A 13,002-nucleotide genomic window follows, 5' to 3' on the forward strand; every position below is an offset into this window, starting at 1 on the left:
CCTTTATGATATAAATTGTTTCACACTCAGTTGGCTTAATAGTCTCAGAAATTTTCATTTTGGTCTAATGTGTCTAACAAAAAATTAGTAGATTTTATTCATGAATGATTTGAAAGCTAAACAACCAACATTTTTCACACTATTTCTTCAACAGTCATTAATCCTTCTATAAGATCGGTATATTGTTTTCTATTTTTTTATGTAGTAATGAATTTTTTACATCCACTTTGTATAATACATCTCCTGTAAAATCAAATAAGGGTGTGGGACAAAAGGATGATTCACTTTTGTTTCACTCCCTAAGTGCGAATAAAAAATAGAAATAACCCCTTTGAAAGTAAGCTTGAATTCATAAAAAAATGAAAAGTAATTTTCGCAAAGCTCTTCTTACTTTCTCAGGCTTAAAAGCGATCATCCCATCCTTTCTCTACATTAAAATGCTTTGATTTCATTGAACGGAAACAGTTGTGTGGTCACCTTACCAATGAAGCGATTTTTCGCAATCAACCCGTAATGTCGGCTATCTGTCGCATAAGGACGATTATCTCCTAATACAAAATAATATCCCTCTGGAATAACGACTGGCTGTTGCTCAAAGTCTTCCGTATAGTCACGCCCGTTTTTTTGACTTTCATTGATTTCATCTACCAAAAATTTTTCGTCCACTGGCTGCTCATTCACAAACAACGTATCTTGCATATATCGGATCGTCTCTCCTGGTAATCCGATGATTCGTCGAATCTGCGGGTCTCCATCACCAACAGTATATGCAGCTAAATCAAATCTGCGTAACATGCTGTTTTTTTGAATCAGTACCTTGTCTCCTTCACGCAACGTCGGAACCATGCTATAGCCGTGGACCGTTATGAGACTGACAAAGAAAACACTCAACCCCATGGTTATCATACTGCCCAAAATCAAGGCTACAAAAAATTCTTTTATCTGCCACTTGTGTCTTCGACACTTTTTTTTAGATCTTCGCTTTCTCTTTGGGAGACTGCGTTTTTTCCCATTAGATGGTGTATGAGCGTGGCTTCTAACTTTGATCGTTCTCTTTTTTTTAGGTGTTGGTCGTTGCGTCCTTTTTTTGTGCAGTGTCTGCTTTCGTGCGTCGGAAGTCGGTCGTTGTTTCATCGTTTCTCACTCCACTTATTTCTCTTGTGAGAAGGCAGACTCATCTACATTATAGTACGCGAATGCTGCTTTTTCATAAGTCTGAACCTTTTTGATATCCTCTAAAAAATCATCTACGACAGCATCATTTCCGTAAAAATTTTTAGTTTGAGTACTGGCATTCATCCCTACTTGCTTGACTGCATTATAATAGCGATTCAATGTCAATTGTCCTTCTTGCGAATTGGACGTACTTGCTGTTTTCGAGCCGTAACTTGCCATTGCTGTGGCAAGATACCGAATATTTTTTTGCATTTTTTCTTCGTCATCGCCCTTTTCTTTGGCAATGGTAATCTGTTGTTCAAAATCCCGCAATAGATAGTACCCTTTAACCACAGAATCTGAGTCATCTGTTGTCAGATTCATTGATTGATAGTAGGAAAGATAACCAGATGCTCCACCAAATAAAACAGTCACTACCAATAGAATAAGACAATTCCGAAGGCTTCGTTTCCTCTTATTTGTCAGTTGTTGACGTTTGCGCGCGATAACACGTCGTTTTTTCTTATTTTTTATTCGTTTAACTGGTAGCCGGCGAATCTGTTGCCATGTTCGTAAGACCTGTACCAAAAAATAGGCGGATCCTAGGAGTGCAACGATCGTTAGTGCGATACCTGTAACGAAAATCCAATCTACGATAGACACTCTCTTCAGCTCCTATACTCCATTAATTCTTTGGCTTCTTTCGTTTATTACTTGTTGGTTCAGTTACTTGTTTTTTCTTTTTTTGGCGTACTTTTTTCGCTATATCCTCTTTGGTTTGTTTCTTTTTTCGAAGAAAATGTAGAAAAAGAAAAACTAGAATGATAAAGAACAAAAAGGCTGCTACTATTAGTAAAATCAATTTCCAATCTAATCCTTTTTCTTGAACCAAACCTACATCCCGTTCATTAAATTTGTTGGCATCTTCGTCTTTGATTTTAAAGTCTTCTTTCCATGCCCATTTTTTTTCTCCTGAAGTAACTAGGATGTCAGCTTCATAATCTCCTGGAACCATGCGCTCTCCATTCATACTGACAGGAAAATCAATAAATGAATTTGGCGCCATCCGCATCGCTGTTTGTTTGCGTTCGTATAAAACCGTCCCCTTTCCTTTTTCTGTAATTTGTACTTCAACAGTCATATCATTTAAATACGCAGCTGTCACATTAGAAAAATTGATGAAAATGGCATTACGATAATTGCTTTGGCCAGCTTTGACATTATTTAGAGACAAATCTGGAACTATCTCTGTCTCTGTTTCTTGTAAAACCATCCCAATAACATAGGCATATTGATTGATGATTTTTGAGCCTCCACCGTCTGTTGTGGCGTCTGTTTGTCCAGCACGCATCAACTGAATACCTCCGGCTATGACGCCATCATAACCGGTTTCTGGCATAGCCACCATCAACTCTAAGTTTTTGGTTTCTCCTGGCGCTAGTTCAACAGATTCTGGTGCTTTTACCAAGTCTGTAAAGTCAAATTTTAACGATGGGTCATTTTTGATCGTAGACTCTCCATATTCAATGACACCATTTTGATTGGTCTTTGCTCCGTTGATTTTCACATCAATAGTCACTTTTTCATTACTGGGATTGCTTAACGCAATCGCTAATTTTTGGTGCTGTCCTGACGTCATTTTTAATTGATAATAGCCTAATTCTTTGTCTACTTGATTGTCCGGAAACGTAATATTGTACGTAAAACCTGTTGCACCTGCCGGGTTCTTATCCGCAGCATAATTAGGAACTGGTTTTAAAAAGAAGACGCCGACAACCATGAAACTCAATAAGATACTCATCCATTGTTTTGTAGAAACTATATGTGTTTTCATAACCAACCTCGTTTATTCTAGATTTTTTCTATGTACGCAGAGCAACAAGTAAACCTGTTGCTCTGCAAAACTAAAAATTTATCTTATACTTCTGCACCAGGTGCAGCAGTAATTTTCCATGTCACTGTTGCTGTGTAATCTGTTACTGCCATATTTGATGCTGTTGCTGCTGGTACAGTCAGTTTCACTGAATTCGCATCCGTACCTTTCGTACCTGTAGGTGAGTCTTCACTTTGACCAAATTCCATTATGAAACGACCTTTTCCTTCTTTTTGATCTTTACTTGCCGTTACAATTGTTTTTGCATCATTTGCAGCTTCTGTTAATTGGAAAGCTGTTTGTGCGCTTGATGGGATTGGATTTGTATTATCACTTTGTGCTGCAATCATTCCATTGCTGAAATCGATAGTTGATCCTGTTAATACATTTGTTCCAGTACTATCTTTAAACTGACTTGATAATTGAGCCGTTACTGTATATCCGTAAGTACCTCCTGCACGAACATCTGCCCATTGTACATAAGCACCACGTGTTTTCGCACCAGTTTCAAAACTCATTGGTTTCGCAAAACTTGTCACAGTGTTTGCTGATGACTTAATTGTTCCAAAATCTAAATTTGTTGTTTTTTCAATTACTAAAGAACCAGTATCTGGATTTGTATTTTCTCCTGGAGAGTCTGGATCAGGTGTTGGTAAAGTTTGATCTGGATTTTCTGGATCGATTGTTCCTTGCTCACCACCACCGGCAGTTCCTTCTTCCACAGTTACATTTCCTGTTGAATCCAATTCTGTTGGTGCAGCAGACACTGGGGATGCAGTTCCTACTACTGTTACTCCTAAAATTGCTACTAATGTTGTTGCACAAAGACTTCTTGCTTTCATATTGTTTTTCCTCCTAAAAATGTGTGTGATTTATTAAGGCAACTTGGCTAGTATCCAAGTTATCTCCGTTTGGTATTCGACCGGATGAATAACAGTCGTTTCTGGTACAGTTAAAGTGATTGCTGAATTACTATAGACTGGTTTGTTGTATGTGTGGTCTATCACTGGTTTGCCTGACGCATCTACTATAGGAGTTAAGGTGTGAGGCTGATCATTCGTATTGGTTTGTGATGCCCCAAATGCAATTGTCCAGACTCCTTTTCCACTGCCTGCTCGTGCTGTAGCTACTTCATATGCTGAACCAATAGAATTCAACGCAATTGTTTCACGGGTCACCGTTGGCGCTTCGCTGGTGCCGCTGGAATTCGCCCAGCCTTTGTCTAATGACAGGACGGCTCCCTTTAATTCTTGTTCCCCGTTTTCTTGAATGATTGAGTTGGTAAACTGAGTCTCTTGTTTGACTTGCAGCATCCAACCTGAGGAATCTGCCTGTTGATCCGTAATTTGGATATAACTCCCTCTAGGACCTGTTTCTCCAAAAAACTGCTGCGCTAATGCATTGTACTTGCGCGTACCTTTACTAATTTCGCTTTCGCCAAAATCCAGAGCTGATGCATAGTCGATACGCAGTGGCCCTTCCGTAGACGGACCAGGTCCTGGATCAACGGGTATTTCAGGATTTTCAGGGTCGATTGGATTTGTTACGACGCTTCCTTCAACTGAAACAGCGCCAGATTGGTTCAACGACTCAGGTGCTGCATGAGCAGTCAAACCGAGAGTAGTGCTGAAAAGCACGGTAATTATTATGCTGCTGAATAAAAAAGTTTGTTGTGTCACTCTCATTCCTGTTCCTCCTTTCTACGCTTCCGTAAAAAGAGTAAGAGGAGGAATAAGAGGAGCACGCTGCCCAAAATCAAACTGTACGTTCGAATTTGTTCCCCAGTACTAGGAAATTTTCCAATGGGTTTAGTCGGCTTCGCTGTGCTTGGTTCCGTGGAAGCAGAGCTGCTAGGTTCAGTCACTTCTTCATAAAATGAAATCTTGCCTGTCGTACTGACTTGACCACCGGTCCCTTCACTTGCTTGGACAATGGGTCCTGAAATGATTGCGCCCAGCCATAGAAGCAGAGAACAGCCGAACAAGATAATGCGTGAATGGTTCATATTTCTCTCTCCTTTTATGGTTGTCCTGCCATGACCTTCCACGTGATAGTCCCTGTATACGTACCTGTATAGATAGTGTCATCTGAATCAATTTTAAGTTTCACACCATCAGTATTAGCAGTTGTTCCCCAATCATCGCTGACAGTATAGCTACCAGAATTTTCAACAGTATTTACATATACTACTTGGGCATCCGAATTTAATATCTTTTCTTCTCCCTTTGTTACATACCGCAGTACATTTACTAATTCTTGATTTTTACCATTTTTCATTGGGGAAGTTAATGTAGCTGTCAAATACCAGCCATCACTTTGGTCTGTTCTTGTATCCGTGACAACAAGTGGTTGAGTATATTTTGGATCGTCTACTTGAACATGCTTTGCCGTATACTCTATCTTTCCAAAATCAAATGACATCGGTACAGATTGTAATATCAGTGATCCTTCAAACTCATAAGATACCTGTTGCTTTTTATCGGTAATCTTGACTTCTGTTTCGTTCAATGGACGACTTATTAATGTATATCCTTTGTCTATAATTGAAGAGATTATTTGATCAATACCATATGTTGCATCTGTCAAATCAATTGTATCTCCTCCAACAGTAGTATTGATTTTTATTGCAGTAGCCAATGGCTCATTTGATGGCGTGACAAAATTAACGGTTAATTCTCCGTTTTCGCCTTGTATAAGAATGGTAACAGTCACTTCTGTTTCAATTCCTTGTTTTGAAGTCAACGTCAACGGTACAGTCATAGTACTTCCAGGTTCTAATGTACTTGTATCTGGTGCTTTCCCACCTTTATAGGCAACACTCACTGGTTCGTCTAATGGACTACTCGTATCTGTACCGTAGCTTTCTAATAAATCTTCTGGTTGAGCATATACTTCTGTAATTTGTTTTCCAGCGGAGATTATTAGTCCTGTTTTAGGTTGTCCGTATGGCATACCTTCATATTTGATTTGAGATTGACTAGTGGGCTCTACTTTACTGCTGGACAATGTTTTCGTTGTTCCTTTGTAAGTAGATAGCCATTCTGCAGTTGGCGTCTCAACACCCTCTGTGGCAGGTAATAAATCATTCATCCCCATTTCAATATGCATATACCCATCTTCTTTATTGTAGCCATAATCAGCTAACTTAAATTGAGCATTAGGAGTGGCTGTAACCTCAAATAAATAGGTTTGGTCTACGAAATCTTCTGATGTACTATCTACTGCTGAAAATTCCCATGTTTGATTATCTACTTTATTGGGTGAACTAAATACGTTTGCTGCTGACGTGCCGTCCTCTTTTTTAGGTTCAACAGATTTAATATCAAATCCCTTTGGCACTTTCAGTCTAATCATATCTTTTTCATCTCTTGCTCCCTGATAGTTCGGTGGGATTTGTTGTTTCACACTAAATAGAAGATTTTTATATTTTGCATCTTCATGAGTTGCATCATTCTTTTCCCCTATAACCTCAGGTGCAATCTGATTATAACGAACAAGGTCACTTTGTTTAAATGGATAATGGTTTATTATCGGGCTAGTATTAGTAGCTCTAGATTGTAAAATCCAAGAATTAGCCACTTTAAATCGAAACTTACTCGTATCCTTAAATTCCATTCCCAAAGAATTAACTGGACTCGTTGACGTTTCTTCATTTGAAGCTGCTGGTGATGTAAATTCATACGTAAGTGGGTTTGTTGAAATAGTTCTTTCCCACACATTTGTATCATTTCTAACGTAAAAATTAGAGAAGTCACTTGCACTTGCTGTGTACTGTCTTGCAAAGTGCATTCTTCCCATAGAGTATATCCCATTAGCAGCTATTTCTTCTCCTGTTTCATGATCAAATAAAGTGACATCTATAGCTACGCCAGTATTGTATCCAGAAACAAACAGCCAAAATCCCATAAAGGTTGTGCTCATTGTTTTACCATAAAAAGAATTAGTAAATTCGTTATCTTTTTGATCATATCTAGGTGCCCAAAAGGTTATTTGTGCTTGAGTTCCAGCAGGAGTAGCATCCCAGTTTTTATTAGGTATGCTATACATTATGTCTATTTTTTTCCCAAAGTAAGTTCCTGCGTTATTTATCCTAAAGTAGGCATTTGATAATGCACTACTTTTTTCATAGTAATAAGAAGCAGGTGTTGTGAGGCTGCCACGTGAAACTGTCATATTACTATCATATGAAGTCTCTTCATTAAGTTTGAATTGCACTTGTGTTAAATAGTCAATTTCTTTGGGATTATTAGGATCAACAAATGTAAAATTCTCAGCACCAGTCATCGCTGGACTTACTTTTGTGAGTTCTTGATTTTTCCATTGTTGTGAGGTCACATCCACTGGTTCACCAGGAGCATGATTAGATCCTACTATTGCTTCTGCTTTATCAGAATAGAAAATAGTGAAACTTACTAGCATGCTGACAAATAATAAAAAACTTATCATGGATTGTCTCTTATAAAAATTCATTAATAACATTCACCTCCTTTCCAATTTGTGTAAACGTCATATATAAAAAATTTTTAAATTCAGTAAATATGTTTGATTCAGACAGATAGATATTTTAGTTGTATGTTTGATATAAAAACTAATTAATGTTTTGAAAATACTACTTAAAAAAATAGATGTACACGTCGTCATTGATCTGCTTGACTCGTTTTGAGTTTTAACATATACCCTTTAGAACGTATTGTTTTTATCTCGAAATCATTACTTCCATTCACTTTATTTCGTAAATGAAAGACGGTATTCGCTATCAAGAAATTATTTTCTTTTGGCTGATTTGTCCATAATTTTTCAATCAGTTCTTCATATGGTAATGTTGTACCTCTATGTTCATATAACAGTGAAAATATCTGATATTCTTTTCTTGTTAATGCTTGTTCAACACCATTAACTAAAACAGTTTGATTTTTCTCATTGATTATTTGATTCGTAGATTGTTTTTCTATTTTTATATTTGAATTTTCTAACCGACTAAATGTATTATTAACTATGTGTGTCAAACAATGCATTTTTTCTTTGGTCATCACAACAGCATTGACTCCAAGAGCGAATAAGATATTTTCTTCATAATCAAGTGGAATAGTTGAAAAAATCCAAACAAATACGCTAGGTGATTTTTGGCAAATTAACAACCAATCAATTACAAGATTCATTTGCTCTTTTTTATCTATGGAAAGAATTAATCCATCTATCTGGTTCAATTGTTCTTTTTCTTCTACTTTGACAACTCGATATGTTTGGGATTCAAATTGCTGTTCTAGTAATTGATACATTGATGGATTAATTCCTAATATGCCTAAAGTTAACATTGTAATTTAATTCCTCCTCTCCCTATATAACGATAACATTTGGGATATATTCTTTAAAAAATGTTATTAAACTATCTTGGAATGTTTAATACCAAGTTCTATCTTAGAAATCCTAATAAATCAATCTTATTACTGGGTATGTGACGATGAATGACGGCGCAAAAAAATTAAGTTAAATATTTTTCTTAAATAAATAGACGGAAATTTAAGATTTTTTTATATCAACAGTCACAAAAAGATAGCGCTTTTATTCGGTTTTTTTAAAAGAAAGAAGTAGCTTTAACTATTATAAAAACAAGTGTTCTTTTATATCTTCTCCTTTTTTTCTTCCATTTGTTGAATCACTCGTTGACGACTTTCTACTAACGAATCGGTATATACATCTAGTGTTGTTTGTGTTGACGCATGGCCTAATAGTTTACTAACAGATGCAATATCACCATTTGCTTCAATACAACGTGTCGCAAATGTATGGCGTAAATGATGAAAATGAGTAGAGGGAATACCACACATTTTTCGAATTCTATGAAAATAATAGGTCAATAAACGAGGTTCGCTAGGTGTTATCTTATTTGAACAAACAAAGGTTCCTGGTGCTTTCTTTTTCCATTTTTTAAGATACTTATAAAGGCTAAACGTCATTGGAACTACGCGTATTGATTGATCTGTCTTTGAACTGTCTAAGACAAGTTGTGTTTTTGTTTTGGAACCAGCAATTGGTAATCGTTGGTAGGTTTTTTTCACATAAATCATTCGATTGTTTAGATCAATATCTTCCCAACGTAGAGCAGAAATTTCCCCTATTCGTAGACCTGCGTCCAATGCCAACAAGACGGGAAGTCCCTTGTATGGAGGTAACGCTTTGGCCTTTTTTTCTAATTGTTGTTGTTCCAAAGTAGATAATGCCTTCACTGTAGGTTTCTTTTTCTTTGGTAATCGGATTTGTTGGCAAGGCAGTGTAAGAATCTGTTGTTGCTCATGTGCATCTTTCAATGATTTTTTCATGATCTGATACAATACTTGAATCGTACTCGGTTGTAACAGTTGTTCTTGCCACGTATCAATAACGGTTTGAATCGTTTGCTTCGTTATTTGGTTAAGAGCCGTTGTTCCTATAATAGGAAAGACATAGCGAGTTAATTTGTATAAATAGGCGCTATAGGTGGATGGTTTAGTAGTAAATTGTTGTTGTTTCAACCATATTCTTCCCCACTCTTCATACGTAAGGGCGCATTCTCCTTGAAGTTGAATAAGGGTTTGATACTTTACTTTGAACACATATAACCGTTCTTTCACTTCACCATAGGTTTTTCCATAGATATATCCATACTTTAATTGACCATTACTTTTACGCCCTTTTTTATAACGTCCCTCCCAACGATTGTCTTTTCTCTTATAAATATTTTCGCCTCTTCTTGACATATGACTCTTCCTTTCTTTTTGACGGCTTATTTGACGGCACATATATAAAAAGTTGTTTTTATCATTTTTTTTAGAAAAAATTCAAAAAAATGATAAATAATAACCTTGTATTTATAATTTATATTGATTATAATTACTACATAAATACGTATTTTTTCTTTTGTTTACTTGGTATTAAACATTCCAAGACACTTATAATAATACTTAAAAAAAAATTATATAAATCGTTTATCTATAACCGTTCATGCGACAATTTCCTTAAATACTCGTGTTATTATTGTGAAAATAGAAAAACACCCACTCCTTAGAAGAGAAGGTGTTTTTCTATTTTTTATTACATATTTTTTATAGTAAACAATGGAGAAAAGACGACAAGAATAAATTCATTTTGTCTTTTTATATTATTATTTAAATGAACTTTGATGTCAAATAAATTACTTTTAGACATGCAGTAAGTAGATCGTCTTCATCAATAGAAAATAATATCTAATACTGCTTCGCATTTCTATAGGATCTCAAAAAAGCTACATTTCTAAAAATTTTTATCACTTTTGTGATTATTGCAATCAATTTCTTGCTAGCATATTGCCATTTCTACTTCATTTTGATCAGCTTAAATGAATAAACAAAAATTTAGATAACCTTAACCAAATCCACCAAGAGATGCAAAACCATAAAGCCATCAACTCAATTGTTATGATATTTAAATAAGTGTATAAGTTTTATAAAAGTAATTAAATTAGATGATGGGCTTTTCCAGTTCTTTATTCGTTCTTTTTTATCTAATACGATTCTATTCAATTACTTCTTTAAAATGATAATTAATGTACATATAATTAAATTTTTATACATATTTTTTCTCATTATATGTTTTTGTAAGAATTGTTTTTTCATAAAAATCATTTTATTTAATATATTTTGTGATATATTAAGTATAATATTAATTAGAAAGGCTGAAATTAATGCAAAAATTATCTACTATTATCCTAATCAGTTTTTTGCTACTAAGTAATAGCATAGAAGTCATAGCAAGAGACGCTGATCAAGAAGATAAAATGATTCAAGTATCTACTCAATCTACCCTAGAAACAACGACTTCCACTGAAAATTCTAACGATATAGAAGGAATTGAAACTAGTGAAGAGACAAATGATCCGTATGTTTTAAAAAATGACCAATCCTCAAAAGAAAATATTAGTGATGATTCGTCTTCATCAGAGAAAAATGATTCGCAAAGTGAACATAATTTTTTAGAGGAGATAGATAAATCTAGTCGCAAACTGGGGGGCAATACGGGGAGATGGTTTGTTATAAATGGAGAAAATATGTTTTTCAATCCTAACATTACTATCAAAAAAGACAGTCTTGATCCAATTGTATTTTCTAAAATAATCTCTCAAAATTCAGGTTCAAGTACAAATTTTTCCGAAACAATTTTGTTTTCAGATGCTATAGTTCTACAGTCTTTACCTGAAGTAATCGCTCCTTCAAATACTACATATACTATTGAATATTCTGTAGATAAAATAAATTTTGACAGCGTACCTCCTAACGATGTTGCGCAATTGAAAGGAATCAAAGTCGTATTTTCTAGTATGGTGACTTCACAACGAGTTGAAATAAAAAATACAGCTACGATTGCTTGGGGCAATACACACTCAGGGGTAAATGAATTCGCACAATTTTTTGAAGATGATCGTTTAAATGGCACAGTCTCATTTGATAGTTATCGTATGGTCACAGCGGCTTATGTAGATGAATTTGGTAGTAATCTCATAGATCCTAAGGTATTTTATGGAGAGTTGGGACAGGAATATACTACTTCTGAATTAGATATTCCAAATTATAAATTAATATCCGTACCTAAAAATGCAACAGGTAAGTTTTTAGATGAAGATCAGCTTGTGACGTATGTATATGAACGAAGAGAAGGATCACCTGTTCAAGTTGATTATACGGATACTGCTGGGAGAGAGCTGGTTCCAAGTGACACCTTGACTGGCAAAGTAGGGTTGCCTTATGAAACTGCTGCTAAGGATATTCCAGGTTGGACATTAACTGAGACTCCAACAAATGCTAATGGAATTTTTAGCGATGAAGCACAGACTGTTTCTTATGTGTATGATCGAGTAGAAGCAACTCCTGTAACTGTTCAGTATCTTGATACTGAGGGGCATACGTTAGTTTCAAGCGAAACCTTGACTGGCAAAGTAGGATTGCCTTATGAAACTGCTGCTAAGGATATTCCAGGTTGGACATTAACTGAGACTCCAACAAATGCTAATGGAATTTTTAGCGATGAAGCACAGACTGTTTCTTATGTGTATGATCGAGTAGAAGCAACTCCTGTAACTGTTCAGTATCTTGATACTGAAGGGCATACGTTAGCTTCAAGCGAAACCTTGACTGGCAAAGTAGGATTGCCTTATGAAACTGTTGCTAAGAATATTCCAGGTTGGACATTAACTGAGACTCCAACAAATGCTAATGGAACTTTTAGCGATGAAACACAGACTGTTTCTTATGTGTATGATCGAGTAGAAGCAACTCCTATTACTGTTCAGTATCTTGATACTGAGGGGCATACGTTAGCTTCAAGCGAAACCTTGACTGGCAAAGTAGGATTGCCTTATGAAACTGCTGCTAAGGATATCCCAGGTTGGACATTAACTGAGACTCCAACAAATGCTAATGGAACTTTTAGCGATGAAGCACAGACTGTTTCTTATGTGTATACGAAAGTTTTAATCGAGGAATCTACAAAAACGCCTAATAATCATTTTTCAACTAAAAATAAATCATCTGGAAATTCAAGTAAGTCATCTGTTCAACATAACTATAATAAACGTCAACTACCAGATACAGGAGAAAAAACAACCTTTTATTTGAATATAGCAGGAGTGACTGGGTTAGCATTATTCTCCGTTTTGTATTTTTATAAGAGAAAATCAAATAGATAAAAATTACATCACATACAAATAGAGACTGGGACAGGCGTATTTAAGCCTTAAAAATAAGAGGGAAGTTATAAAGATGTGGCTTCTGTTTCACCATTTATTCGCATTTAATGTATGACAAAAGTGAAGTTTACTTTTGTCATACCCTTATTTGAGTTTATCATGTTGTTATGTTGAACATAATCGGAATAATAACAAGCCACTTTTTGAGCTAACAGCTCATTTCAATTTATCTTAGTTTGAGTCAACTAATGAGTAGCAGTCATTAAACAGCCATTTT

At 35.5% G+C, this 13,002-nt stretch carries 10 protein-coding genes; 1 reads left to right on the forward strand and 9 read right to left on the reverse strand.

Annotated elements, in window-relative coordinates:
* Nucleotides 1–432: 432 nt before the first annotated feature.
* The 9 genes from lepB to AC4BC4_RS10900 form a co-directional block, all read right to left on the reverse strand.
* A complete protein-coding gene (gene lepB, locus AC4BC4_RS10860) occupies nucleotides 433–1,134 on the reverse strand; it encodes a signal peptidase I (protein ID WP_490475692.1) in 702 nt (233 codons plus the stop codon).
* Nucleotides 1,135–1,149: 15 nt separating this feature from the next.
* Nucleotides 1,150–1,818 carry a hypothetical protein gene (locus AC4BC4_RS10865; protein WP_490475693.1) on the reverse strand — a complete coding sequence of 223 codons (669 nt, stop codon included), beginning with the start codon at nucleotides 1,816–1,818 and terminating at the stop codon, nucleotides 1,150–1,152.
* Between the two features lie 22 nt (nucleotides 1,819–1,840).
* On the reverse strand, nucleotides 1,841–2,989 hold the full coding sequence (locus AC4BC4_RS10870; protein WP_490475694.1) for a WxLIP family cell surface protein: 1,149 nt from the start codon (nucleotides 2,987–2,989) through the stop codon (nucleotides 1,841–1,843).
* Between the two features lie 83 nt (nucleotides 2,990–3,072).
* The gene (locus tag AC4BC4_RS10875; RefSeq protein ID WP_438756807.1) at nucleotides 3,073–3,870 is read right to left on the reverse strand and encodes a WxL domain-containing protein; all 798 of its coding nucleotides are present in this window, start codon (nucleotides 3,868–3,870) and stop codon (nucleotides 3,073–3,075) included.
* A 33-nt stretch (nucleotides 3,871–3,903) separates the two neighbouring features.
* Nucleotides 3,904–4,713, reverse strand: coding sequence for a WxL domain-containing protein (locus AC4BC4_RS10880; protein WP_490475695.1), 810 nt, complete (start codon nucleotides 4,711–4,713; stop codon nucleotides 3,904–3,906).
* The gene (locus AC4BC4_RS10885) at nucleotides 4,710–5,033 is read right to left on the reverse strand and encodes an EF2685/EF0750 family sortase-dependent surface protein (RefSeq protein ID WP_206836526.1); all 324 of its coding nucleotides are present in this window, start codon (nucleotides 5,031–5,033) and stop codon (nucleotides 4,710–4,712) included. The genes AC4BC4_RS10880 and AC4BC4_RS10885 overlap by 4 nt, the downstream gene beginning before the upstream one ends.
* A 14-nt stretch (nucleotides 5,034–5,047) precedes the next feature.
* The gene (locus tag AC4BC4_RS10890; RefSeq protein WP_490475696.1) at nucleotides 5,048–7,498 is read right to left on the reverse strand and encodes a WxL domain-containing protein; all 2,451 of its coding nucleotides are present in this window, start codon (nucleotides 7,496–7,498) and stop codon (nucleotides 5,048–5,050) included.
* A 167-nt stretch (nucleotides 7,499–7,665) separates the two neighbouring features.
* Nucleotides 7,666–8,343 carry a winged helix-turn-helix domain-containing protein gene (locus AC4BC4_RS10895; RefSeq protein WP_490475697.1) on the reverse strand — a complete coding sequence of 226 codons (678 nt, stop codon included), beginning with the start codon at nucleotides 8,341–8,343 and terminating at the stop codon, nucleotides 7,666–7,668.
* A 306-nt stretch (nucleotides 8,344–8,649) separates the two neighbouring features.
* The gene (locus AC4BC4_RS10900) at nucleotides 8,650–9,765 is read right to left on the reverse strand and encodes a tyrosine-type recombinase/integrase (RefSeq protein WP_438756812.1); all 1,116 of its coding nucleotides are present in this window, start codon (nucleotides 9,763–9,765) and stop codon (nucleotides 8,650–8,652) included.
* A gap of 998 nt (nucleotides 9,766–10,763) precedes the next feature.
* On the opposite strand from AC4BC4_RS10900, the gene AC4BC4_RS10905 reads away from it, so the two are divergent.
* Nucleotides 10,764–12,725: a MucBP domain-containing protein gene (locus tag AC4BC4_RS10905; protein ID WP_490475698.1), complete on the forward strand. Its 1,962-nt coding sequence runs from the start codon at nucleotides 10,764–10,766 to the stop codon at nucleotides 12,723–12,725.
* Nucleotides 12,726–13,002: the final 277 nt, after the last annotated feature.

The organism is Enterococcus sp. AMC1086 (genome assembly GCF_058216575.1).